The 25732-nt window shown below is 64.3% G+C and carries 21 protein-coding genes; 10 read left to right on the top strand and 11 right to left on the bottom strand.

The genetic code is table 11. The features are described from left to right. Nucleotides 1-30: 30 nt before the first annotated feature. The 7 genes from JQ617_RS26410 to JQ617_RS26440 all read right to left on the bottom strand — a co-directional run bounded on the left by JQ617_RS26410 (nt 31) and on the right by JQ617_RS26440 (nt 8967). Nucleotides 31-1833, bottom strand: a complete 1803-nt coding sequence (locus JQ617_RS26410; protein ID WP_212028870.1) for an adenine deaminase C-terminal domain-containing protein — start codon at nt 1831-1833, stop codon at nt 31-33. Between the two features lie 91 nt (nt 1834-1924). Next, complete coding sequence (locus tag JQ617_RS26415) at nt 1925-2719, bottom strand: NYN domain-containing protein (RefSeq protein ID WP_212028871.1); 795 nt, start codon at nt 2717-2719, stop codon at nt 1925-1927. A 51-nt stretch (nt 2720-2770) separates the two neighbouring features. Beyond that, nucleotides 2771-4240, bottom strand: coding sequence for a tripartite tricarboxylate transporter permease (locus JQ617_RS26420; RefSeq protein WP_212029064.1), 1470 nt, complete (start codon nt 4238-4240; stop codon nt 2771-2773). A 29-nt stretch (nt 4241-4269) separates the two neighbouring features. Further along, nucleotides 4270-4752 (bottom strand): tripartite tricarboxylate transporter TctB family protein, encoded by a 483-nt coding sequence (locus tag JQ617_RS26425; protein ID WP_212028872.1) that lies wholly within the window; start codon nt 4750-4752, stop codon nt 4270-4272. Then, on the bottom strand, nt 4749-5717 hold the full coding sequence (locus JQ617_RS26430; protein WP_212028873.1) for a Bug family tripartite tricarboxylate transporter substrate binding protein: 969 nt from the start codon (nt 5715-5717) through the stop codon (nt 4749-4751). The genes JQ617_RS26425 and JQ617_RS26430 overlap by 4 nt, the downstream gene beginning before the upstream one ends. A gap of 111 nt (nt 5718-5828) precedes the next feature. Beyond that, nucleotides 5829-6671: an IclR family transcriptional regulator gene (locus JQ617_RS26435; RefSeq protein ID WP_212029065.1), complete on the bottom strand. Its 843-nt coding sequence runs from the start codon at nt 6669-6671 to the stop codon at nt 5829-5831. A gap of 166 nt (nt 6672-6837) precedes the next feature. After that, a complete protein-coding gene (locus tag JQ617_RS26440) occupies nt 6838-8967 on the bottom strand; it encodes an acetate--CoA ligase family protein (RefSeq protein ID WP_212028874.1) in 2130 nt (709 codons plus the stop codon). A 348-nt stretch (nt 8968-9315) separates the two neighbouring features. Here JQ617_RS26440 and JQ617_RS26445 point away from each other — a divergent pair, with 348 nt between their 5' ends. The 4 genes from JQ617_RS26445 to JQ617_RS26460 all read left to right on the top strand — a co-directional run bounded on the left by JQ617_RS26445 (nt 9316) and on the right by JQ617_RS26460 (nt 14806). Continuing rightward, nucleotides 9316-10011, top strand: a complete 696-nt coding sequence (locus tag JQ617_RS26445; RefSeq protein WP_166819518.1) for a GntR family transcriptional regulator — start codon at nt 9316-9318, stop codon at nt 10009-10011. 61 nt (nt 10012-10072) lie between these two features. Beyond that, a complete protein-coding gene (gene oxc / locus JQ617_RS26450) occupies nt 10073-11806 on the top strand; it encodes an oxalyl-CoA decarboxylase (protein WP_212028875.1) in 1734 nt (577 codons plus the stop codon). A gap of 64 nt (nt 11807-11870) precedes the next feature. Continuing rightward, a complete protein-coding gene (gene frc / locus JQ617_RS26455) occupies nt 11871-13148 on the top strand; it encodes a formyl-CoA transferase (RefSeq protein WP_212028876.1) in 1278 nt (425 codons plus the stop codon). A 191-nt stretch (nt 13149-13339) separates the two neighbouring features. Next, on the top strand, nt 13340-14806 hold the full coding sequence (locus JQ617_RS26460) for an MFS transporter (protein ID WP_212028877.1): 1467 nt from the start codon (nt 13340-13342) through the stop codon (nt 14804-14806). Between the two features lie 19 nt (nt 14807-14825). Here the strand turns inward: JQ617_RS26460 and JQ617_RS26465 are convergent, their stop codons facing one another. The 3 genes from JQ617_RS26465 to JQ617_RS26475 form a co-directional block, all read right to left on the bottom strand. Then, entirely contained in the window at nt 14826-15209 is a 384-nt protein-coding gene (locus tag JQ617_RS26465; RefSeq protein ID WP_212028878.1) for a tautomerase family protein, read from the bottom strand. A 111-nt stretch (nt 15210-15320) separates the two neighbouring features. Beyond that, nucleotides 15321-16292: a phytanoyl-CoA dioxygenase family protein gene (locus JQ617_RS26470; RefSeq protein ID WP_212028879.1), complete on the bottom strand. Its 972-nt coding sequence runs from the start codon at nt 16290-16292 to the stop codon at nt 15321-15323. Between the two features lie 198 nt (nt 16293-16490). Beyond that, complete coding sequence (locus tag JQ617_RS26475) at nt 16491-18137, bottom strand: long-chain-fatty-acid--CoA ligase (RefSeq protein WP_212028880.1); 1647 nt, start codon at nt 18135-18137, stop codon at nt 16491-16493. Nucleotides 18138-18471: 334 nt separating this feature from the next. Between JQ617_RS26475 and JQ617_RS26480 the strand changes: the two genes are divergently transcribed. After that, on the top strand, nt 18472-19161 hold the full coding sequence (locus tag JQ617_RS26480; protein WP_212028881.1) for a hypothetical protein: 690 nt from the start codon (nt 18472-18474) through the stop codon (nt 19159-19161). Nucleotides 19162-19289: 128 nt separating this feature from the next. Next, nucleotides 19290-19733, top strand: coding sequence for an SRPBCC family protein (locus tag JQ617_RS26485; protein WP_212028882.1), 444 nt, complete (start codon nt 19290-19292; stop codon nt 19731-19733). Nucleotides 19734-20109: 376 nt separating this feature from the next. On the opposite strand, the gene JQ617_RS26490 is transcribed toward JQ617_RS26485, so the two are convergent. Continuing rightward, the gene (locus tag JQ617_RS26490) at nt 20110-21438 is read right to left on the bottom strand and encodes an Hsp70 family protein (RefSeq protein WP_212028883.1); all 1329 of its coding nucleotides are present in this window, start codon (nt 21436-21438) and stop codon (nt 20110-20112) included. A gap of 364 nt (nt 21439-21802) precedes the next feature. Here JQ617_RS26490 and JQ617_RS26495 point away from each other — a divergent pair, with 364 nt between their 5' ends. From JQ617_RS26495 to JQ617_RS26510, 4 genes are all read left to right on the top strand, one after another. After that, complete coding sequence (locus JQ617_RS26495; protein ID WP_167358336.1) at nt 21803-21940, top strand: hypothetical protein; 138 nt, start codon at nt 21803-21805, stop codon at nt 21938-21940. A 246-nt stretch (nt 21941-22186) separates the two neighbouring features. Continuing rightward, a complete protein-coding gene (oxlT, locus tag JQ617_RS26500) occupies nt 22187-23473 on the top strand; it encodes an oxalate/formate MFS antiporter (RefSeq protein WP_063694438.1) in 1287 nt (428 codons plus the stop codon). A gap of 256 nt (nt 23474-23729) precedes the next feature. Next, nucleotides 23730-25052, top strand: coding sequence for an oxalate/formate MFS antiporter (gene oxlT / locus JQ617_RS26505; protein WP_212028884.1), 1323 nt, complete (start codon nt 23730-23732; stop codon nt 25050-25052). Between the two features lie 177 nt (nt 25053-25229). Continuing rightward, entirely contained in the window at nt 25230-25658 is a 429-nt protein-coding gene (locus JQ617_RS26510) for a CBS domain-containing protein (protein WP_063694440.1), read from the top strand. Nucleotides 25659-25732: the final 74 nt, after the last annotated feature.

Consider the following 25732-nt stretch of genomic DNA (forward strand, 5'->3'; position numbering starts at 1 on the left):
AGTTAGGTCGAGATATGCGTGAAAGCGGCATCACTCGAACAGCGGCGCCAGCTCCATCTGCGGCACCAGCACGAGGCCCTTGTCGGTGATGCGAATTTCCGGAATGACCGATAGGGGAATCAAATTGAAGCCCATGTAGGGGATGGTGCAGCCGGCCTCGGCCCATTCCTTCTTCAGCACCTTGACCTCTTCGGCCACCTCCGTGACGCGCTTATCGGACAGGAGGCCCGCGATCGGCAGCGGAACCAGCGCCCTCACCTTGCCCTCGGCCACGACGCAGACGCCGCCCTGCTGCTCCCTAATGGCGGCGATCGCGACCTGCATGTCGCCCTCGTTGGTTCCGGCGACGATGATGTTGTGGCTGTCGTGCCCGACGCTGGAGGCGACCGCGCCGCGCTTCAGGCCGAAATCCCTGAGCAGGCCATAGGCGACGTTGCCGGCCGACTTGCCGTGACGTTCGACCACGGTGACGAAGCACAGGCCGTAGCGCGCGAACAGCGAAGGCCAGTCTTTTGCGGGCTCGATTGCGACCTTGTCATGGATCAGCGTGATGCCGGGTAGCGCCGTCTTGATCGCGTTGACGGTGCAGGCCTTCGCCGGAAGCTCCGGCGTCAGTTTGAGCTTCTCCGGCAGCTTGACCGTCGCATAGGCCGCCTTCGGATATTGATAGCGCTGCGACAGCGCCTGATCGAGGCGCGGCGTGATCTTGCCGTGCTCGACCACAGGTTCACCGCCATACCACGTGCATTGCGGCCTGAGCTGGTCGTCCATCAGCACGAGATCGGCACGGCGGCCGCCGCCGAGACCGCCAATGTCGCCATCCATGCCGAAGCGCGTGGCGCCATGCAGCGAGCCCATCGACCAGGCCTGCTCCGGCGACATCCCCGCCTTGACGGCTTCGCGCACCACCCAGTCGAGGCCGAACAGCAGCAGATCGTCGGCGTCGCGGTCGTCGGTGCAGACCGCCGTGCGCTTGTGCGAGGCTCCGAGCTCGGTAACCGTCCGGATCGCCTGCGGCAGCGAATGCCAGGGCGTAGTCGGCGGACCGCCGCGCAAAAACACCCAGACGCCGGCGTCGAGCAGATCGTCGGCGATGTCGCGGTCGATCGCCTCGTGGGTGTCGGTGACCCCGCTCGCCGCATAGGCGGCGACGAATTCGCGGCCGTAGACATGACCGGACACCGGACGCCCGCGCTTCAGCGCAGCCGCGAGGATCGCATGGCTGCGCTCGTCGCCCATCGTCACCGGAACAAAGTCCATCTTCTCGCCGAGCGCCACGGCCTCCGGCCAGCGGTCGAACAGGCCGGCGATCTTGTCCGGCGTGAGGTCGCCGCCCGCGGTCTCCAAAGCCGCCGATGTTGCCGGCACGGTGCTCGGCACCGTCAGGAAGATCGAGAGCGGCGCCTCGCGTGCGTCCTCCAGCATCGTCTCGACGCCGGCGACGTCCATGACGTTGCCGATCTCGTGGCTGTCGCAGAAGATCGTGGTGGTGCCGTTGAGCAGCGCGGCCTCGGCATAGGCGCAGGCCGTCACCATCGAGGATTCGATGTGGATGTGGGGATCGACGAGACCGGGCGCGACGATGCCGCCGGCGGCGTCATAGAGCGGCACGTCGCTCCACGCCTTCTTCGCTGTACCGGCGGGCTTCACCGCCGCGATGCGGCCGCCGGTGATCCAGACCTCCCGTCCCGGATGGATACGCTCCGAATAGGTCGAGAGCACCCGCGCGCCCGTGATGACGAGATCGGGCGCGACGCGGGCCGAGGCGACGTCGGCGAGGCGCCGCGTCATGCTGTGCAGCGGCGCGACGGAGAAACGGGTGAGCTTGGTCATGGGAACCTCGCTTGGCGTTACGGCCGAACGATAGTTACGCCCTGCGCCAAACCGGGCAAACTCAAATATAACGGCACGCCCTGCTTACGCCTTAGGCGCCGAGCCGCCTGCCGCCCTTCGACCTTGGACGTCTGCGCGACTTCTGTGCAGTCGGCGGTGGCGCGGCAGCGGCCTTCACCCTGATCCGCACCGATCGCCCGTTTGTCTCGTCGATCTCGAACGCATTCGTCTTTCGGACGAGGTCGCTCAGCTTGCGGAAACCGAACGTTCTCGGATCGAAATCGGAAGCCAGGTTGGCGAGCCGCTGCCCGAGTTCACGAAGCGAGACCCAACCGTCCTCGCTTTCCATCTGGGTGATAACCTTCTTGATGATCGGCGTGGCCGCATCGGGCGGCTGAAGCGGCGCAGACTTCGAGGAGGCATCCTGGGTGGTCGCCGTGCCCGCAAGCAGGTTCTCGGTATAGACGAACCTGCGGCAGGCCTGCCTGAAGCTTTCCGGCGTCTTCTGTTCACCGAACCCAAAGACATCGACGCCCTGCTCCCGGATGCGGGCGGCGAGACGGGTGAAGTCGCTATCGGACGACACCAGGCAAAAGCCATCGAACCGGCCGCTGTGAAGCAGGTCCATGGCGTCGATGACCAGGGTTATGTCCGATGCATTCTTTCCCGTCGTGTAGGCGAACTGCTGTTGCGGGATGATCGCATGCTTCGACAGGATATCAGCCCACCCCCTTGATCGCGCGTTGGAGAAATCGCCGTAGATGCGACGCACGCTGGCCTCGCCGATCTTGGCAATCTCCTCGAACAGTCCATCCGCGATTTTGGCGGACGCATTATCCGCGTCGATCAGGACGGCGAGACGAGGCGAGCGAAGTTCCGACGGCATGGGATTCCCTTCATGGTGGGCCCCCATTAGACGGCAAGTATGTCCGAACGGCTAGTCCTCGCTGGCCTTGAACCGTCCGAGCCCCTTCAGCACAAACGGCGCCAGCAGCGCGATCAGGGCGATGCCGAGCAGCGTCGCCGAGATCGGGCTTTGCAGCAGCGTCATGGGATCGCCGAGGCTGATCGCAAGCGCGCGCCGCAACTGGCTCTCGGCGATCGGACCGAGGATCAGGCCGACCACGACGGGCGCAATCGGGAAATCGAACCGGCGCATCAGGAAGCCGAGCACGCCGAAACCGGCCAGCATCGACAATTCGACCACCGACGGCTTTGCCGCGATGGTGCCCATGGTCGCGAACACCAGGATGCCGGCATAGAGCCAGGGCTGCGGGATCGCGAGCAGGCGCACCCACAGCCCGACCAGCGGCAGGTTGAGCACCAGCAGCATGCAATTGGCGATGAACAGGCTGGCGATCAGTCCCCACACGAGGTCAGGCCGCTCGGCGAACAACAGCGGCCCGGGATTGAGGCCGTATTGCTGGAAGCCCGCCAGCATCATCGCGGCGGTCGCCGAGGTGGGCAGTCCCAGCGTCAGCAGTGGCACCAGCGTGCCGGCAGCGGAGGCGTTGTTGGCGGCCTCGGGTCCGGCGACGCCTTCGATCGCGCCCTTGCCGAACTCCTCCGGGTGCTTCGTCAGCCGCTTCTCGGTCGAATAGGACAGGAAGGTCGGGATCTCCGCACCGCCCGCGGGCAGCGCGCCGATCGGGAAACCGAACATGGTGCCGCGCAGCCACGGCTTCCACGACCGCTTCCAATCTTCCTTCGTCATCCAGAGCGAGCCACGCACCGGTTCGAGTTTCTCCTCGGTGTGGTGGCGGCGCGATGCGACGTAGAGCGCCTCGCCGACTGCAAACAGGCCGACCGCAAGCGTCGTCACCTCGACGCCGTCGAGCAGCTCGGGGACGCCGAACGCAAGCCGCGCCTGTCCCGTCAGCTTGTCGATGCCGACGAGGCCGAGCGTCAGGCCGACAAAGAGGCTGGTGAGGCCGCGGATCGGTGAATCGCCGAAGGTTGCGGACACCGTGACGAAGGCGACGCACATCAGTGCGAAATAGTCCTCGGGGCCGAAGCGCACGGCGAAATCGACCAGCCACGGCGCAAGGAATGCGAGCCCGATGGTGGCGATGGTGCCGGCGACGAAAGAGCCGATCGCCGACGTCGCCAGCGCCGGCCCGCCGCGGCCGGCCTTGGCCATCTTGTTGCCTTCGAGCGCGGTCGCCATCGAGGCGCTCTCGCCGGGCGTGTTGATCAGGATCGCCGTGGTCGAGCCGCCATACATGCCGCCATAATAGATGCCGGCGAACATGATGAGCGAGCCGCCGGGATCGAGCTTGTAGGTCACCGGCAGCAGCAGCGCGACCGTCAGCGCCGGGCCGATGCCGGGCAGGACGCCCACGGCCGTGCCCAGGAACACGCCGATCAGCGCATAGAGCAGGTTCATCGGCTGGACGGCGACCGCCATGCCATGCGCCAGGGCGGCAAAGGTGTCGATCACAGCAGTCGCTCCAGGGGGCCGGCCGGAAGGCTCAGCGTCAGCAGGCGGTCAAAGGCGAGATAGATGAGGGTCGACATCACCAGGGCAATGATGCTGTCGACGAGGACGGCACGGCGGCCGAAGGCTGCCGACGTCGTCACGAACAGCGCCGACGTCGCCAGAATGAAGCCGCCGCCGAAGCCGATGATGGCGATCAGCAGCGCAAGTCCGACGAGGATCAGAAATACCGGCACGGGATCGGCGCTCTCGCGCGCCGGCAGATTGCCGCGTATCGCATCGATGAAATTGCCGATCGCGAGCAACGCAAGGCCGGTGGCGACCACGACGGGCATCGCCTCCGGCCCCATGCCGTACATCGCGGTGGATTGCAGGCCGCGCGAGTCCCAGACCAGCACCGCGGCGAGCGCAGCGAGCAATGCGGCGATGACGATGCCGGCGCGATCGACGCGCCGCGACTGGGCGGGATCGCCTGAGCTCATGACTTGACGAGGCCGACCGATTTCAGCACGTCGGTGACGCGCACGGTTTCCTTCTTCAGGAAGTCCGCAAAGGCGTCGCCGCCGAGATAGGCATCCTCCCAGCCCTTCTGCTTGAGGATCTCCTTCCAGGCGTCCGACTTCACCATCTTCTCGACCGCATCGCTCAGGGTCTTCTTCTGCTCCGGCGTGATGCCGGGAGGCGCGACGACCGAGCGCCAGTTGGCGATCACGAGGTCGATGCCCTGTTCCTTGAAAGTCGGGATTTCGCTGCCGGCGATGCGCTTCTCCGAGGTCACGCCGATCGCGCGCAGCCTGCCGGACTTGATCTGGCCTTCATATTCGCTGAGGCCCGAGATGCCCGCGGTGACCTTGCCGCCGAGAATCGCGGCGAGCGACTCGCCGCCGCCGGAGAACGGGATGTAGTTGATCTTCTTGGCGTCGGCGCCGACGGCACCGGCGAACAATGCCGCCATGACATGGTCCACGCCGCCGGCCGAGCCGCCGGCGAAGGTCACCTTGGCGATGTCGGCCTTGACCGCGGCGGCGAGATCCTGCGCGGTCTTGATCGGCGAATTCGCGGGCACCACGATCACCTGGATTTCCTCGGTGAGGCGCGCGATCGGCGTCACCTGCTCCAGCGTCACCGGCGACTTGTTCATGGCGAGCGCGCCGACCATGACGAAGCCGTTGACCATCATCTGGTTGCCGTCGCCCTTGGCGCCGTTGACGAACTGCGCAATGCCGACACTGCCACCGGCACCGGGAACGTTGGTGACCTGCACGCTGCGCGCGACGCCCGAAGCGACCAGCGCCTGCTGCATCGAACGCGCGGTCTGGTCCCAGCCACCACCCGGTGCGGCCGGCGCCATCAGCTTGAGCTCGAGCTGCTGGGCAAAGGCAGGCGTCGCTGCCGCAAGGGTCAGCGCGACGGCTGCGCCGGCAAGGCGCGCGGGAAACTGAAACATGGGGGCATTCTCCAGGCTCGTGCGGACGTGTTGATCGTTTGCCGCATTGTGTCGTTTGGTCGCATATCAGCCAAAACGGCTGATGCTGTCCAGCGACAGGCCTGGTTCCCGTCAGACGGGTGTGGGCATCGTCCCGCCGAGCGCCAATGTCAGCTCACCCGCGACTTCGCGCACGATTTGCCCGATTTCCGGCAGCCTGTCGTCGGTGAGACGGCTGGTCATGCCGGAGACCGAGATCGCTGCCAGCGGCTCGGCGCAGTCGTTATACACGACTGCGGCAATACAGCGCAGGCCCATGCAAGCTTCTTCGTCGTCGATCGCAAAGCCCTGCTTGCGGATCTTTCCGAGCTCCTTGAACAGGTCGCTCGGCCGCACGATCGACTTTTCGGTCAGGCGCGGCATGCCGTGATGGCGGATCACTGCGCCGACCTCCTCGTCGGAATAGGTCGCGAGCACCGCCTTGCCGACGCCCGACGTCACCATGGCGACGCGGCCGCCGACCTGGGTCAGCGAGCGCATGATCTCGCGGCTCTCCATCCGGGTCAGCACGATGATGTATTCGTCGTCCACCACGGCGAGATTGGCGGTCTCGCGGGTCAGATCGCGCAGCTTGCGAAGATAGGGAATCGCCTGCGTGGAGAAATTGCGCCGCCGCGCAAAGCTCGCGCCGACCGTGAAGCTGCGGACGCCGACATGCCATTTGGATTCGGCGCGGTCGAACTGCACGAAGCGGCGGCTTTCCAGCGTCGCCAGCAGGCGGTGGACGGTGGACGCTGAGAGGCCGGTGCGGACGGCGAGATCGCTGAGGCGGTAGCCTTCGTCGTCTTCAGCGAGCGTTTCCAGGATCGACAGCGCGCGGTCGACGGATTGCACGCCGCCGTCGCGCGCGTCGTGGTCAGCCTCCGATGGCGATCGGGGCTCGAGCGATTTGCGCCGGATCACGTTCTTGCTCATCGCGACCTGCCGCTTGTGCATCCGTCATTCCGGGATGGTGCGCCGGGACTGCGCGCAGCGCGGGCCTGGCGTACCAGACCCGGAATCTCGAGATCCCGGGTTCGACGCTCCGGGCCGCGCTTGCGCGGTCCCGTCGCGTCGCCCCGGGATGACAGGAGAGAAGTGCTCAGAGCAGCCCTGCCCCGCGCGCCCACTTGTACTTGGCGCCGAGCACCTCGACCGGAAGCTCGGTCGAGTACGCGTAGGCCGGGATGCCGTTCTGGTAGAGATATTCGGCGGCTTCCTCGACCTCGACGTCGCCGGCCAGCGACGCCACGATCGGCTTCACAAAGCCCTTGGCCTCCATCTCCTTCTTCACCTCGACCATGTTGCGGGCGAACACCATCGGCGGCGTGACGATGGTGTGCCAGTAGCCGAGGATCAGCGAGTGGATGCGCTCGTCCGACAGGCCGAGCTTGACCGTGTTGACGTAGGTGATCGGCGGCTCGCCGCCGGTGATATCCACAGGATTTCCGGCCGCACCAAACGGCGGGATGAACTTGCGGAAGGCCGCGTCGAGATCCGGCGGCATCGACATCAGCGACAGGCCGTTGTCGACGCAGGAGTCCGACAGCAGCACGCCAGAGCCGCCCGCGCCGGTGATGATCAGCACGTTCTCACCCTTCGGCGTCGGCAGCACCGGCACGCCACGGGCAAACTCGAGCAGCTGACGCAGGCTGCGGGCGCGGATCACGCCCGATTGTGCCAGCACGTCCTCGTAGATCTTGTCGTTACCGGCGAGCGCGCCGGTGTGCGACGAGGCCGCCTTGGCGCCGGCCGAGGTGCGGCCGGCCTTGAGCACGACGACCGGCTTCTTCTTGGAGACGCGCTTGGCGGCTTCCGCGAAGGCGCGGCCGTCCTTGAGGTCCTCGCAGTGCTGCGCGATCAGGTTGGTGTTCGGGTCCTGCTCGAAGAAGGCGAGCAGATCGTCCTCGTCGATGTCGGACTTGTTGCCGAGGCCGACGATCGCCGACACGCCCATCTTGGCCGAACGCGAGAAGCCGATGATGGCCATGCCGATGCCGCCCGACTGCGACGACAGTGCTGCGTGGCCCTTGACGTCGTAAGCCGTACAGAAGGTCGCGCAGAGATTGGCGGGCGTATAGTAGAAGCCGTAGATGTTCGGCCCCATCAGGCGGATGTCATACTTCTTGCCGACCTCGACGATCTCGGCCTGCAGCTCCGGCGCGCCGGCTTCGGCAAAGCCCGACGGAATCAGCACCGCGCCTGGGATCTTCTTCTCGCCGCATTCGGTCAGCGCCGCCGCGACGAACTTGGCGGGGATCGCGAACACCGCGGTGTCGATCACGCCCGGCACGTCCTTGACGCTCTTGTAGGCCTTGTAGCCGAGGATCTCGGCGGCCTTGGGGTGGATCGGGTAGATGTCGCCCTTGTAGCCGCCGTTGATGAGGTTCTTCATCACGGAGTTGCCGATCTTGCCGTCCTCGGCGGAGGCGCCGACCACGGCGACCGCCTTCGGCTGCATGATGCGGCTCATGGCCGCCACGATCTCTTCGGTCGGGCGCGGCTTGGGCTTCGGCTTGTAGGCGAAGTCGACGACGATGCGGACGTCGGCGGCAATCGCGCTCTTCGCCGTTGCGAACACAGGGTTGAGGTCGAGCTCGACGATCTCAGGGAAATCGGTGACAAGCTGAGAGACCTTGACGATGACGTCGGCGAGCGCCGTACGGTTCACCGGCTCGCCGCCGCGCACGCCCTTCAGGATCTCATGCGCCTGGATGCCGTCGAGCATCGAGAGCGCGTCCTCCTTGGTCGCGGGCGCGAGGCGGAAGGTGATGTCCTTGAGCACTTCGACCAGCACGCCGCCGAGGCCGAAGGCCACCAGCTTGCCGAACGAGCCGTCGGTGATCGAGCCGACGATGACCTCGGTGCCGCCGGCCAGCATCTGCTGCACCTGGACGCCCTCGATCTTTGCATCGGACTTATATTTCTTGGCGTTACCGAGGATGGTCTCGTAGGCCTTCTCGGCGTCCTCGGCCGTCTTGAGGCCGACGATGACGCCGCCGGCTTCGGTCTTGTGGAGAATGTCCGGCGAGACGATCTTCATCACCACCGGGAAGCCCATCGAAGAGGCCATCTTGCCGGCCTCGCCCGCCGACTTGGCCACGCCCTCCTTCGGCACCGGGATGCCGTAGGCGTCGCAGACCAGCTTGCCCTCCGGGGCCGTCAGGCTGGTGCGATTATCCGCCTTGACCTGGTCAAGCACCTTGCGGACGGCATCTTTGGAATTGGACATATGGCTTCTCCCTTGACCTGAGTTCGTTCTTTTCAAAGCGCGCGCGTATTGCGGCTGCCCGTGATGCTTGCCATTCGCCGCGCTCTGTTCCATGCGGCGGAACGGAGTGGCATAAGGACCAGAATACTCCGCCGGCTTGGATCAAAAATGGCTGGCGATGGCATTTGGTATGCCAGAAGCCAACTTGTCAAGCTCAGGCGTGCCTTAGAACGCCGCAAAAAATAGGCAGCTTGACATTCTGGCATGTGGTATGCCAAAAACTTTCCCGTTAATAATCCTGTAAAAGACGACTCCCACTGGAGGAGATTCGTCGTGTCACTGCGGAAACCAACCAAGGCGTTGCCGAACATGGCCGAGGCAGATATCGCAATCGTTCGTATTGCCCCGGAGAGTAGCTTCAAGAACAAGGCGTATGACGCCTTGAAGGAAGCCATCCTCAAGATGGACATCTATTCGACGCCCGAGCCGGTGATGCTCGACGAGCGCGCGTTGTCCGAACGTCTGGGTGTCAGCCGCACACCGATCCGCGAAGCCATCGCGATGCTCGAGCAGGACGGTTTCGTGAAGACGGTGCCGCGCCGCGGCATCATGGTTGTGCGCAGGACCAAGAGCGAGATCGTCGACATGATCCGCGCCTGGGCGGCGCTTGAGAGCATGGCCGCGCGCCTGATCACCACCACCGCGCGCAAGAAGGACATCACGGCGCTGCGCGACTATTTCAAGGATTTCGGCAAGGACCGCCTGCCCGAGGATCATGTCGAGGAATATTCGCGCGCCAACATCGCCTTCCATCAGGCGCTGATCTCGCTGTCGGAATCCCCCGTTCTGGTCGATCTCACCAACGACCTCCTGCTGCACGTGCGCGGCTATCGCCAGCTGACCATCGGACGCAAGGACCGCACCGCGACCTCGCTGCCCGAGCATCTCGGCATGATCGAAGCACTGGAAGCACGCGACACCGAGCTCGCCGAGAAGCGCGCCCGCGACCACACCCTCGGCCTTGCCGCTTACGTCGAAGCGCATGGCCAGGAACTCTTCACCTAGCAACGTTCACCAGAAGGGCGAAAAACTCGCCCCACTATCTGAGACCAGGGAGACAAGGCCCATGCTGAATACCGCGACCAAGTCCGAGGCACCGGGCACCGAGCAGGAACTGACGGATGGCTTCCATCTCGTCATCGACGCGCTCAAGCTGAACGGCATCAACACCATCTATAATGTGCCGGGCATCCCGATCACGGATCTGGGCCGCATGGCGCAGGCCGCCGGTATTCGCGTGATCTCCTTCCGTCACGAGCAGAACGCCGGCTACGCCGCAGGCATCGCCGGCTACCTCACCAAGAAGCCCGGCGTCTGCCTCACGGTGTCGGCGCCCGGCTTCCTCAATGGCCTCACCGCGCTCGCCCACGCCACCACCAACTGCTACCCGATGATCCTCGTGTCCGGCTCCTCCGAGCGCGAGATCGTCGACCTCCAGCAGGGCGACTACGAGGAAATGGACCAGCTTGCGATCGCCAAGCCGCTGTGCAAGGCGGCCTATCGCGTGCTGCACGCCCAGGACATCGGCATCGGCTTCGCCCGCGCCATCCGCGCCGCGGTCTCGGGCCGTCCGGGCGGCGTCTATCTCGACCTGCCGGCAAAGCTGTTCGGCCAGGTGATGAACGCCGAGGCCGGCCAGAAATCGCTGGTCAAGGTGATCGACGCTGCCCCCGCGCAGCTCCCCTCGCCCGCGTCGATCAAGCGCGCGCTCGACGTGCTCAAGGGCGCCAAGCGTCCGCTCATCATCCTCGGCAAGGGCGCGGCCTACGCGCAGGCCGATGAGGAGATCAAGAATTTCGTCGAGAAGAGCGGCGTGCCGTTCCTCCCGATGAGCATGGCCAAGGGCCTCCTGCCCGACACCCATCCGCAGTGCGCAGGTGCTGCCCGCTCGACCGTGCTGAAGGACTCCGACGTCGTCATGCTGATCGGTGCGCGGCTGAACTGGCTGCTCTCGCACGGCAAGGGCAAGAGCTGGGGCGAGACGCCCAAGCAGTTCATCCAGGTCGACATCGAGCCGAAGGAAATGGACTCCAACGTCGAGATCGTCGCGCCCGTCGTCGGCGACATCGGCTCGGTCGTCTCCGCCTTCAACCAGGCGATGGGCTCGAGCTGGACCGCCCCGCCCTCCGACTGGACCAAGGCGATCTCGACCAAGCGCGAAGAGAACGTCGCCAAGATGGCGCCGAAGCTCATGAACAACAAGTCGCCGATGGACTATCACGGCGCGCTCGGCGTCTTGAAGAACGTCATCAAGGAGTATCCGGAAGCGATCCTCGTCAACGAGGGCGCCAACACGCTCGACCTCGCCCGCGGCGTCATCGACATGTACCGCCCGCGCAAGCGTCTCGACGTCGGCACCTGGGGCGTGATGGGCATCGGCATGGGCCAGGCGATCGCCGCCGCGCTCGAGACCGGTCACCCCGTGCTCGCGGTGGAAGGCGACTCGGCGTTCGGCTTCTCCGGCATGGAGGTCGAGACCATCTGCCGCTACAACCTGCCGATCTGCGTCGTCATCTTCAACAATGACGGCATCTATCGCGGCACCGACGTCAACGGCGCCAACGACGATCCGGCAACGACCGTGTTCGTCAAGGGCGCGCGCTACGACAAGATGATGGAAGCCTTCGGCGGCGTCGGCATCAACGCGACCTCGCCCGACGAGCTCAAGCGCGCCGTCAACGAGGCCATGAAGTCCGGCAAGCCGACGCTCATCAACGCGGTGATCGATCCGGCCGCGGGCTCGGAGAGCGGCCGCATCGGCAACCTCAATCCGCAGAGCGTTCTGCAGAAGAAGAAGTAAGTCCACCCCTCAACCCTTAATCCCTGCGGTTGGCGGGGGCAGACACAGAGTACGGAGCAACACGATGACCAAAGCGCTCACGGGCGTTCGCATTCTCGACTTCACCCACGTTCAGTCCGGACCGACCTGCACGCAGCTGCTCGCCTGGTTCGGCGCCGACGTGATCAAGGTGGAACGCCCGGGCGTGGGTGACATCACCCGCGGCCAGCTGCAGGACATCCCGAATGTGGACAGCCTGTATTTCACCATGCTCAACCACAACAAGCGCTCGATCACGCTCGACACCAAGAACGCCAAGGGCAAGGAAGTCCTCACCGAGCTCATCAAGAAGTGCGACGTGCTGGTGGAAAACTTCGGCCCCGGCGTGCTCGACCGCATGGGCTTCCCCTGGGAGAAGATCCAGGCGATCAACCCGAAGATGATCGTCGCCTCGATCAAGGGCTTCGGCCCCGGCCCCTACGAAGACTGCAAGGTCTATGAGAACGTCGCGCAGTGCACCGGCGGCGCCGCTTCCACCACCGGCTTCCGCGACGGCCTGCCGCTCGTCACCGGCGCGCAGATCGGCGACAGCGGCACCGGCCTGCACCTGGCGCTCGGCATCGTCACCGCGCTCTACCAGCGCACGCATTCGGGCAAGGGCCAGCGCGTCACCGCCGCGATGCAGGACGGCGTGCTCAACCTCGCCCGCGTCAAGCTGCGCGACCAGCAGCGCCTCGCCCACGGCCCGCTCAAGGAATACAGCCAGTTCGGCGAAGGCATTCCGTTCGGCGATGCCGTGCCGCGCGCCGGCAACGACTCGGGCGGCGGCCAGCCCGGCCGCATCCTGAAGTGCAAGGGCTGGGAGACCGATCCCAACGCCTACATCTACTTCATCACCCAGGCCCCGGTCTGGGAGAAGATCTGCGACGTGATCGGCGAGCCCACCTGGAAGACCGATCCGAACTATTCCAAGCCGGCCGTCCGCCTGCCGCGCCTCAACGAGATCTTCGCCCGCATCGAGCAGTGGACGATGACCAAGACCAAGTTCGAGGCGATGGAGATCCTCAACAAGGACGACATCCCCTGCGGCCCGATCCTGTCGATGAAGGAGATCGCCGAGGACCAGTCGCTGCGTGCGACCGGCACCGTGGTCGAGGTCGATCACCCCACCCGCGGCAAGTACATCTCGGTCGGCAACCCGATCAAGCTGTCGGACAGCGCGAGCGAGGTCACCCGCTCCCCGCTGCTCGGCGAGCACACCGACGAGATCCTGCGCGCAGTGCTGGGCTTCTCGGACCACCAGGTCGCCGAGATCCACAAGTCCGGCGCGCTCGACCCGCCGCAGAAGCAGGCCGCCGAATAAGCGGGCCGCATCGAACGAGACCAAGGGGCCGCCCGAAGGGGCGGCCCCTTTTGCTTGTGAAGACGTGCAGTCAGGGGCTCAAACCAAAAGTCGGAAAACAACCCCATGCACAGTAGCCATCCCCTTGGCACGACAGAGAGTTTCTGATTTAGCGAAAATCGCTTTGACCCGTCGGGCAAAACAGGGGTATTGTGGCAGTATCCGGACGAACGAATGTCCGGCCCGGCGACGCCATTCGAACCGTCGCCGGCGTCAGCGCCCTTTTTGACTTCGGGGCAATGCCCCCTGCAGTGCATAAAATTCGCATTGAGCGGAAGGCGGCGGCTCCGGCTCGGCCTTTGGCATTTTCAGAGAATTCATTTTCAAAAAGGAATTTGGCCATGCTTGCTGAATTCGTCGCACGACATGCCGCAGCTCGAAACATCCACTACGGCTGGATCATGGCTGCACTGGGGTTTCTCTACTCGCTGTTTGCAAGCTCGTCCCTCGGCGTGCCCAGCGTCCTGATGCGGGAGATCGCGGCGGACGTCCATGTCAGCATGGGAGAATTGTCTGCCTCGCAAGGATTGCGCTTCGCGCTGTTCGGACTGGTGGCGCCGTTCGCCGGCGGCCTGATGCTCCGCTACGGTCCGCGAATGATGTTGGCGATCGCCGGGACGATGGCGCTGACCGGACTGCTGCTGACGGTCGTCATGACGAACCGGTACGAAATGTGGCTCGGCCTCGGTTTCATTCTCGGCATCGCGCCGGGGCTGACCGCGCTGCAGCTCGCAGCGGTGATTTCGGTGCGCTGGTTCACCACCCATCGGGGACTGGTGGTCGGCCTCCTGAACGGATCGATCGCCACGGGAACCCTCATCTTCATGCCGCTGGGCGCCTGGATCGCCGAACATTGGGGCTGGCGCGTTGCGCTCGTTCCGTCCGGGCTCGGTCTTCTGCTGTCGCTCGTCCTCTTCCTGTTGCTCGGGAAGAACCGCCCGCAGGAATTGGGCCTGGCGCCGCTGGGAGAGACGGCGATGCCGCCGATCCCTGCAATGCCAAAGCAGAACTTTGCCGAGATCAGCTTCCGGGGCCTGCGCCTGGCGTCCACCCGCCTCGTGTTCTGGGTGCTGGCGCTGACGTTCCTGATCTGCGGCGTCTCCAGCTACGGACTGACATCGACCCACTTCGTACCGTTCTGCGGCGATCTCGGCTTACCGGCCGTGACATCGGCAGGCCTGCTCGCCATGATCGGGGTGTTCGATCTGATCGGCACAATCGGATCCGGGTGGCTCTCCGACCGCTACGACAACCGATGGCTGCTGGCGATCTATTACGGCTTTCGCGGTCTTGCTCTCATCTGGCTCGTGGAGTCCAACGCGACGCTTGGCGCGATGAGCGCATTTGCAATGCTCTACGGCCTTGATTTCATCGCGACGGTTCCGCCGACCGTGAAGCTGACGGTGGGCACGTTCGGGCCGGAGATGGGACCGGTGGTGTTCGGCTGGATCTTTGCCGCCCATCAGCTCGGCGTCGGCCTGATGGCATTTGCAGCGGGCGTCAGCAGGGATGCGCTGGGGACTTACGTCCCGGCATTCCTGCTCGCCGGGATCCTCTGCCTGGTCGCCGCAGCAGCCTTCGGGCTGGTAAAACGTCCGGCGGTTCCGGCTCCGGCGTAGCGAGCCTCTCCGGGCTCCGTCACGTCGCGTATTGCGCAATGCCGTGTCCGAACGACCAGTTTTCCTTCGCGGTCTCCACGAGGTTGATCACGACGTCGTCCGGACGCCCATCCAGCTGCTTCTGATATTCTTCAACGATGCGCTTGTAGAAGGCCTTCTTCATCTCGATCGAGCGGCCGGCATTCAGCGTGATCTGGATGAAGACGACATCCTCGCTGTAGCGATTGCCCAAATAGCTTTCGGCATGGTTGAGGTCCTCGCGGTCATGCTCCGTGATGACCTGGAATTTGTCGTCCTGCGGTACGTTGATCAACGCGGTCATGGCGGCATAGACGATCTCGCCCAGCGTCTTGCGGTATTCCTTCGATTTGCCTCTGCGAAGATCGATGCGGACAAATGGCATGCGTTGTGCTCCTCGTGTGATGGGGATGATCCGGACAAGCCTTGAGCGCACTTAAAGGAGCAGATAGCGACAGACGCCGAGACTTCCAATCAAGCTGCGGTGAAGACCCGGCTAGGACCGGGCCGATGGCACCATCCGGGCCAGCAAAGGCACGTTCGCATGCCACAGCATGCACGCGCGCGCCCGGTCGGTCTGCCCGGCCGCGAGCTCGGCAAGCTGCTCGCGCGAAAAGACATGCCGCTCGCAGAAGAACGGTCGAAGCGGCGAGCGCGAGAAGAAATTGTAGAAGAGCGCGCAACGATCGCGCGTCAGCGCGGGGCGTCCGCGATGATAGCGGCTGGCCACATCCGCGAAGATCACGGTCCCGGCCGTGCCGGTGCAGGTCGTGACATCGCCGCGCTCCAGCCTCCCGCCCAGCCTCTGCTCCAGCATTTCCTGGGTCAGGACCGGAAAATTGGCACCGTGGAGCGTCTCGCTGCCCGGAAAGGAGCGATGCAGGATTTCGAGCGGGCCGCCGTCTTCGTCGACATCGTGCAAATAGACGATCACCTTGACCATCCGCCGGTCCTCGAGATCGCGATGCCATCTGCGCGCTGCGACCTGCCTGCCGTCGGCCACCGTGTAGAAGAAATTCAGCGTGTCGTAGGCCGCGGGCAAGCCGAGATAGGTCTCGACGATGTCGAGGATGCGGTCATTGAGCGACCAGCGGACGATCTGCGGGTGGCGCATCATCTCCCCGGCACCGACCTGCACCGTATAATCGCCGGCAAACTCCCCGTCTTTCGCGCGCAGGGAATAGGCATCCGCGACATCGGTCGCCGAGCGCCACAACGCATCGGTGCCGGGCAGATCCAGTTCCGCAAGCGAAGTAATGTGGACGCCGCGCGTCTCGAGCCCGGCGACGATGCTCATGTCGAGCGGCGAGAGTCTGGGCAGGTGTGGCCTGTGGGCCGCCCGCGCCTTGTCATAGGCCTTGTTCAACCGTCGGCTGATCGCGGGCATTCCGAGGAGCCGCGAGGCGGTCTCGGCTGGAAGGCTGCGGAGCCGGCGCAGGGCCCGGTAACGCAGCGTCGTCTGCTTCATATCGCAAGTCTCTCCAGCAACGGTCCGGCGCGATCGCCGCCGCGCGAGACGCGGCAGGCCATCGCTATTCGCCGAGTCGAGCGGAAATCCGGCTGGAGTATTTCGAAGTGTATATCGAGCTTGTATGCTTGTGATTTGCACGCGCGCTGAGCAGCAGCGGGCGGATTCCTTGCGGCGCGTCGTCAGGCCTTCGTGGCTTCAAGCCAGGCCCGCTCTCGCCAACGCGACGCTCGGGAGCGCATGATCTCCATACAGCTCCCGCAGCTTCGTCTTCAGAAGCTTGCCGGTCGCGCCATGCGGAAGCTCTTCCACGAACAGGACGTCGTCGGGCATCCACCATTTCGCGATCTTGCCCTCATAGAAGGCCAGCAGCTCGGCTGCGGTCAGGCTCGATCCCGTGCGCCTCACCGCGATCACGAGCGGCCGCTCGTCCCATTTGGGATGGGGAACGCCGATCACGGCGGCCTCGACGATCTCCGGATGCGCCATTGCGAGGTTCTCGAGCTCGATGGAGGAGATCCATTCGCCGCCGGACTTGATGACGTCCTTCGAGCGGTCGGTGATCTGCATGTAGCCTTCTTCGTCGATGGTCGCGACATCGCCGGTGAAGAACCACCCGTCGGCGCGCTCGCTCTCGGGCATCTTGTAGTAGGACCGGGCGATCCACGGACCACGGATCACGAGATCTCCAAAGGCCTTGCCGTCGTGCGGAAGCTCGTTGTTGTCGCCGTCGCGAATGCCGATCTCGACGCCGAACACCGCCCGCCCCTGCTTGACCTGCCGGTTCCGGCGTTGCTCGCTCGACAGCGACCTGTGTCTGGGCAAGACCTTCGATATCGTTGCGACCGGGCTGGTTTCCGTCATGCCCCAGACGTGCAGGACCTCGACGCCAAAGTCGTCCTGGAGCGTCTGCATCAGCGAGCGCGGGCACGCCGTGCCGCCGATCAGGACGCGATTGAGCGTGGTGGGCCGCACGCCGGCGCTTTGCAGATACTGAACATAGCCGAGCCAGACGGTCGGCACGCCGTTCGCGAAAGTGACCCCGTGGTCCTCGAAGATCCGGTGCAGGCTCTCGCCGTCGACCTTCTGGCCCGGCATCACGAGCTTCGCGCCCATCGCGGGCGCGCAATAGGGCATGCCCCAGGACATCGCATGAAACATCGGCGAGACGAACGCAACGGTGTCGTTCAGCGAGATTCGGCACGCATCCGGCAGGGCGGCGGCGAAGGAGTGCAGCACGGCGCTGCGATGGGCATAGAGCACGCCTTTGGGATTTCCCGTCGTTCCCGACGTGTAGCAAAGGCCGCATGCGGTGTTCTCATCGAGCTGCGGCCAGTCGATGGATTGAGCCTGCCCCGCCAGCATGTCCTCGTAGGTGGGGAAGTCGCCTGCTCCGGCCGCCCTCGCCTCGCCGGCGTCGGCAAGACAGATCCAGCGCTCGACGCTCGGGCATTTCGGCATCAGCGTCTTGACCAGCTCGATGAAACCGAGGTCGAAGAACACCAACCGATCTTCGGCATGGTTGATGATGTAGACGATCTGTTCGACGAACAGTCTGGGATTGACCGTATGGCACACGGCGCCAATTCCGGAGATGCCGTAGTAGAGCTCCAGATGGCGATATCCGTTCATGGCCAGCGTGGCGAGGCGGTCGCCCGGCTTGATGCCGGCGGAGTTCAGCGCATTCGCGAGTTGCGAGCTGCGCCGCATCAGGCCAGCATAATTGGTGACGTGGTCGGGCCTGTCGGGAGCGCGTGAGACGATCTCGACATCGGGAAAGGAGCGCGCTGCGTGCGACAGGATCGACGACAACAGCAGCGGGGTCTGCATCATTAAGCCGAGCATCGCTGAATATCCCTGAATGAAAGCCGAAATGCGCAATCGGAAACAACGGGCATTGCGAAGGCTGGAAGAAACGCGTGCTGGAAGAAATGCTTGGAAATTTCTTGCTTTTGGCTTGGGCTGCCAAGGAAGGTAACGAAATCCTCCGGGCGTCGCTCGCGGCCATTCGAGGTTAACGGGTCCGCATGCGACGCACAAGCCGGCCGCTTGGCAAGCGAGGTTGCTCGACTATAGTTTTGACTTTCTTCGCTCGGCGGGACCAAGGATATATACAACGTCGCCGTTATGGGGCCGGTGAACGCACCGGTTGCAGCGGCCACGACACAGGGAGGTCAGCATGTCATTGCTCGGCAAGGCCGCGGTCGCGATGTGGTGGAGCGTCCGCCCCGAGCAGCGCGCCGAGTTCGGCGACTGGCATTCCCACGAACACTTCCCGGAGCGGATGAGCATTCCCGGCTTCCGCCGCGGATCGCGCTGGAGCAGCACGACGGATGCCGAAGGCTTCTTCGTGCTCTATGAGCTGGAGCAATACGAGGTGCTCACCTCGAAAGGCTATCTCGATCGCCTCAACGCGCCCACACCGTGGTCAACCAGGATGATGCCGCATCATCTCGGCATGGTGCGCAGCCAATGCCGGATCGTGGCGAGCTTCGGCGGCGGTATCGCGACCTCGCTTGCGACCATCAGGCTGTCACCGCAGGCCGGACGAGACGCGGAGCTGCAGACACAAGTCTCGCACATGCTCGGCGCATTGGCGCAGAAGCCGGGACTGACGGGTGCTCACCTGCTCCAGACCGATACGCCCAGGACAAGCGCGCCAACCACTGAACAGCAGATCCGGGGGAAAGATGCTGCTGCCGACTGGATCGTATTGCTGTCGGGCTACGATGCCGACGTTGTCGAGGCTGCGATTGCCGACCCGCTCTCGACGTCATCGCTTCAATCGGCAGGCGCCCGCGAGGCGTCGACGGTCGGCCGCTACAGGCTGGCGTTCACGATGACGCCGCAGGATGTCGCAGCCCTCTAGCAACCCGGCCGGAACCAGCGAAAAAATTCGGACACCCTGTCGGATCGGCGGCTTCCCGGTCGTCCTCGTGACATGAATGGGCCATAGACGGCAAACTAGGGCCCATCGAGTCAAAGAGGAAAACAACCATGCCCGGCACTGTCCGCCTGCACCATGTTCTCGCCACCAGCCCGCAGAAGGTCTATCGCGCGTTCCTCGAGGCGGACGCGATGGCGAAATGGCTTCCGCCGAACGGCTTCACCTGCACCGTGCATCACTTCGAGCCGAAGGTCGGCGGCACGTTCAAGATGTCGTTCCGGAATTTCACGACGGGCAACAGCCATTCGTTCGGCGGCGAGTTTCTCGAGCTCGTCCCTGGCGAACGCCTGCGCTACACCGACAGGTTCGACGATCCCAACCTGCCCGGCGAGATCCAGGTGACCGTGATCCTGAAGAAGGTCTCGGTCGGCACGGAAGTGGACATCACGCAGGCCGGCATTCCCGACGTGATTCCCGTCGAAGCCTGCTATCTCGGCTGGCAGGAATCGCTGCGCAATCTGGCCAAGCTCGTCGAGCCCGAGATCAACCAATAACGGAACGAGCGGAGCGCGCGCCTCGTCCTTCGAGACGCGCTCCTTCGGATCGCTCCTCAGGATGAGGCTAAGCGACAGCGGTACCCGCAGAGACTGCGGCCGCACACGACGACCTCATCCTGAGGGCCCGCCAAGGGCGGGCGTCTCGAAGGATGGCCGCAGCAACGGTCTTGGCCGCCACCGATCGCGTGTAATCTCGGTATCGGACAGATGGTGGGCACGGCGCTCCGCGCCTTTGCCCACCCTACGGCACTGTTCGATTGGACACGCAAATCGCATCCGAGTCGTCATTGCGAGCGCAGCGAAGCAATCCAGAGTCTTTCCGCGGCGGGATTCTGGATTGCTTCGCTGCGCTCGCAATGACGGAGAACGGTCGTTACGCGCCCTTCGCCGCCAGCCCGCCGTCTGACGTCCAGCGGTCGGGCTCGGGACTGTGCCCGATCAAAGCGAGGCCGTAGGCGATCGATTCGAACTGGTCGCCTGACATCAGCCGTTCGTTGCCGAACCGGTCGGCGAACAGCTTTCGGACGGCGGGCACGAACGAGGTGCCGCCGGTCAGGAACACCTTCTCCACCTCGCGCGCGGTGATGCCGGCCTCGCCCAGCACCTTGTCGACGGTGGCGCCGAGGCGGGCGATATCGTCGGCGATCCAGGCGTCGAAGTTCTTCCGTGTGATGGTCGCGCCGATGTCGACGCCGCCGCCCTTGAAGTGGAAGTCCACCTCGTCCTGCCCCGACAGCGCAACCTTGGCATCGGATACCGCGCGGTAGAGCGAAAAGCCGAGGTCGAAATCGACGATGGTGATGAAGTCCTCGAGCAGCTTCGGCTTCAGCGCGGTGCGCTGGAGCTCGCGGAGCTCGCGCAGATCGCCGTTGCTCTTCATCATCGCGAGCTGATGCCAGCGCGCGAGGTTGGTGTAATGGCCGCTCGGGACCGGCAGCACCTTGTCGAAGGAGCGGAAGCTCGAGCCCTTGCCGAGCCGCGGCGAGACGACATGATCGACGATGCGGTAATCGAAGGTGTCGCCGGCAATGCCGATGCCGGCGTGCCCGAGCGGCTCGGCGCGCAGGACGCCGCCCGCGCGCGAGAAACGCATGACCGAGAAGTCGCTTGTGCCGCCGCCGAAATCGGCCACCAGCACGGTGGCGTCGCGCTCGAGCTTGCGGGCGAAGGAGAACGCGGCGCCGACGGGCTCGTAGACGTAGCGCGCGTGACCGGCCCCCAACCGCTCGAACGCGGCGCGGTAGCGCTGCATCGCCAGCGCCTCGTCGGGATTGCCGCCGGCAAAGCGCACGGGCCGGCCGACCGTGATGTTGGACGCCTCGAAGCCGAACTTCTCGCCGCCATGACGCGCCAGCGTGCGCAGGAACGCGGCCAGGATGTCCTCGAACTTGAAGCGCTGCCGGAACACCTGCGTGGTGTTGAAGCTGCTGCTCGCCGCGAACGTCTTGAACGACTGGAGGAAGCGGTAGACGTGGCGTCCCTCGAGGAACGTCTCGATCGCCCACGGTCCGCCTTCGGCCTGGGCACCGGCGCCCGGCCGGTCCTCCCAGAAGCACAGCGCCGACACGAAGGTGCTGTGGCGCTGGCCGCCGTGGTCGAAGCGGATGGCCTCGACCCGGCGGTCGTCCGCCGCAAGCGCGACGACCGTATTACTGGTGCCAAAATCGATGCCGATCGACACGGCGGGCGAGGCGCTCGACATGAACCACTCTGACAGTTGATTGGAAAAGGGGGCGAACCACTAACGGCTTTGATCTCCCCTGCCAAGCCGATTTGCTGCAGCGCGGTCGGAAATTCGGGCGCTACGAAGCATCAGATGGGATCGGGAACCCCGATTGCGCGTCACTTTCCGGCGATGGCTGGGCGTTTGGGGACCGAAACCCTGTCTCCGGCCCCCAACGAGCAATTTTACGCCCGAAGCGGGCTCTTTAAGGGAGTATTATGTTGCAATGCGGCAGGGCGCATGCTGCTATGCAATGGCATGCATAGACAGTGGCATCTGGTATACATAGATTGCCCTTCGAAATGAGACAGCAACACTGACTGTCTTAAGAAAGGGAATTCCGATGTCCAAGACCGCCACCGTCGCTCTCGCCCCCTCCTCCTCGCTGTTCGCCCGTTTCATGGCTGCCGTCGACCGCTTCCTGATGGCGAGCGCCGAGATCTCGAATCACAACGGCGACCTGCCCCGCTTCGGCCTGTAAGCCCGCGCCTTTCGCGCTGCCGAAGCAGCGCGCCGGTTTTGGAACCATCAACATACTACTTTTGATGAATGGCCCCGCAGGACGGGGCCATTTCTACTTGCGCTGTCCCTGAGTCACTGCCGCGGCCGGACAAGGCCTGCGGCATTTGCGCACGGTGACCGGACCAGCGCTTGAAGCTTGGCATAATGCATACAAGAATGCCTCTCCAGCGCTCGCATAAAAATTAGAGGCGCCACGGGAGGCTTTATGACGGACATGGTGCAGGCAACGGCCCCTACAGCCGCGCGCGTTAGCGACACGTATCGCTGGGCGCAATTGGCGGTCGGTGTAGCGGCGATGGTGATGATCGCCAATTACCAATACGGCTGGACGTTCTTCGTCCCCGACATCCAGAAGAAGTTCGGCTGGGATCGCGCATCGATCCAATGGGCCTTCACGCTCTTCGTGCTGTTCGAGACCTGGCTCGTCCCGGTCGAAGGATGGTTCGTCGACAAATACGGCCCGCGCATCGTCGTCCTCGTCGGCGGCGTGCTCTGCGCCGTCGGCTGGGCGATCAACGCGCAGGCCACCACGCTCAACGGCTACTATCTCGGCATGATCATCGCGGGCATCGGCGCCGGCGGCGTCTACGGCACCTGCGTCGGCAACGCGCTGAAGTGGTTTCCGGACAAGCGCGGTCTTGCTGCCGGCATCACGGCCGCGGGCTTCGGTGCAGGCTCCGCACTGACCGTCGCGCCGATCCAGGCCATGATCAAGGACAGCGGCTTCCAGACCACCTTCCTGTATTTCGGCCTCGGACAGGGCATCATCATCTGCATCCTCGCCTTCTTCCTGCTGGCGCCGAAAGCCGGCCAGGTGCCGGCCGTGGTGGCGAACGCCAATCTGGTGCAGACCCGCCGCAACTATCAGCCGACTGAGGTGCTGCGTCAGCCGATCTTCTGGCTGATGTACTTCATGTTCGTGATCGTCGGTGCCGGCGGCCTGATGGTGACGGCGAACCTGAAGCCGATCGCGGTCGACTGGAAGGTCGACAGCGTTCCGGTGACGCTGATGGCGGTGACGATGACCGCGGTCACGTTCGCGGCGACGATCGACCGCGTGCTCAACGGCCTGACGCGTCCGTTCTTCGGCTGGATCTCCGACATGATCGGCCGCGAGAACACGATGTTCATCGCCTTCGGCATGGAAGGGTTCGGCATCTGGATGCTCTACCTCTGGGGCCACGATCCGGTCTGGTTCGTGCTGCTCTCGGGCTTCGTGTTCTTCGCCTGGGGTGAGATCTACTCGCTGTTCCCCTCGACCTGCACCGACACGTTCGGCGCCAAGTTCGCGACCACCAATGCGGGCCTGCTCTACACCGCAAAGGGCACGGCCGCGCTGCTGGTCCCGATCGCGAACTACATGCAGCAATCGTCGGGCACCTGGGACAGCGTGTTCATCATCGCGGCCGGTGCCAACATCCTGGCATCGTTGCTGGCGATCGCGGTGCTCAAGCCCTGGCGCAAGGTCGTGGTCGCAAAATCGACCGCCTGATACCGCCAGAGAAACTCCGAACAAGACGCCCGGCCTCACGGCCGGGCGTTTTCGTTTGGGCCATGCTTTCACCACTCCGTAAAATCCGAAGGGAACTCGTAATTTCTTGAGCGGGAGGTCAAGTTAGGACTTGCAAACTGGAATATGGTATACCAAGCTGCCCGCCGCGCTTGCGACGATAAGCCACAACATTTGCGACACTGGGTCATCTTGCAATCCCAGGTCGCAATCAATCAGGCGCGTTGGGAGGTTCTTGATGATTTCCAGCACGGATGGCGCCGTCACGGCCGCGCCTCTTCGCACCGGTTTCCGTTGGCTCCAGCTCGTCATGGGCATCGTCTGCATGGCGATGATCGCCAATCTGCAATACGGCTGGACGCTGTTCGTCGATCCGATCGATGCCGCCCATCATTGGGGACGCGCCGCGATCCAGCTCGCCTTCACCATCTTCGTCGTCACCGAGACCTGGCTGGTGCCGATCGAAGCCTGGTTCGTCGACAAATACGGCCCCCGCATCGTCATCATGTTCGGCGGTGTGATGATCGCGCTGTCCTGGGTGCTCAACTCCTATGCCGACACGCTCACCCTGCTCTACGCGGCTGCTGTGGTCGGCGGCATGGGCGCGGGCGCGGTGTACGGCACCTGCGTCGGCAACGCGCTGAAATGGTTCCCCGACCGCCGCGGCCTTGCCGCCGGTGCGACCGCTGCAGGCTTCGGCGCCGGCGCCGCGCTCACCATCGTACCGATCGCGACCATGATCGCAACGAGCGGCTATCAGCACGCCTTCCTCACCTTCGGCATCGGCCAGGGACTGGTCGTGTTCGTGCTCGCTTTCTTCATCCAGCCGCCGCGTCTGTCGATCCCGCCGAAGAAGAAGCAGCTCAATCTGCCGCAGACCAAGATCGACTTCACCCCGCCGCAAGTGCTGCGCAGCCCCATTTTCTGGGTGATGTATCTCGTCTTCGTCATGGTCGCCTCCGGCGGCCTGATGACGGCGGCGCAGATCGGCCCGATCGCGCACGACTACAAGATCGCCAACACGCCGGTGACGCTCGCCGGCATCCAGATGGCGGCGCTGACCTTCGCGATCTCGCTCGACCGCATCTTCGACGGCTTCGGTCGCCCGTTCTTCGGCTGGGTCTCCGACACGATCGGCCGCGAGCACACCATGTTCATCGCCTTCGGCACCGCTGCGGTGATGCTGCTGACGCTGTCGGCCTACGGCCAGAATCCGGTCGTGTTCGTGCTCGCGACCGCGGTGTATTTCGGCGTGTTCGGCGAGATCTACTCGCTGTTCCCGGCGACCTGCGGCGACACCTTCGGCTCGAAGTTCGCGACCACCAACAACGGCATGCTCTACACCGCGAAGGGCACGGCCTCGCTGCTGGTCCCGCTCGCCAGCGTGATCTCGGCAACCTACGGCTGGAAGGCCGTGTTCGTGGTGGCGGTGGCGCTGAACGCAACGGCCGCGCTGATGGCGCTGTTCGTGATCAAGCCGCTGCGCCGGTCCTTCATCCTCGGCAAGGAGGCCGAGAGCGCCAGCACGGCGACCGGCAGCGCCAAGACCGAGACGGCGTAAGCCGTCTCATCCCAGAGCTTGCAGAAAGGGGCGCAGCAATGCGCCCCTTTTCTTTTGGCCTGACGACAAACGTCAGTATCGCTGTCGCAAGAATTTTCGGATCAGCCAAATCCAGCGCTTGACGATTGGCATTATGTATACCACACTTCGCCTGTCATTCACGCGAGGGAGGTTGCAATGCTGGTCGGAGACATTCTGCGCAAGAAGACACCGCGCGTCGTCACGGTGCGAATGAACGAAACGGTGGGTATCGCCGCCAAGCTGATGCGCGCCAACAACATCAGCGCGCTCGTGGTCAAGGACGTGGTCCGTTCGGAAGGCAACACCGCGGTCGGCATGTTCACCGAGCGCGACGTGGTGCGGGCCGTCGCCGAGCACGGCGCGAACGCCATCAACGTCAAGGTCTCGCAGCTGGTGTCGGTGCAGCAGCTCGTGTCCTGCACCTCGACCGACACGATCGAGCACGTGCGGCACCTGATGAACCGCAACCACATCCGGCACCTACCCGTCATCGACGACTACAGCCTCGTCTCCGTCATCAGCATGCGCGACATCGCAGCTGCCATGGACGAAGCGATCAACGGCACGCCGCAAGCAGCAGCCTAACAAGCGGCAACTCTTCCCCTGCGACTACCGGCCGGCTCGGACACGTTCGAGCCGGACCGGATCTTTCGTCCCAA

The sequence above is a fragment of the Bradyrhizobium sp. KB893862 SZCCT0404 genome (assembly GCF_018130885.1).
In the GTDB taxonomy this organism is placed as follows: domain Bacteria; phylum Pseudomonadota; class Alphaproteobacteria; order Rhizobiales; family Xanthobacteraceae; genus Bradyrhizobium; species Bradyrhizobium stylosanthis.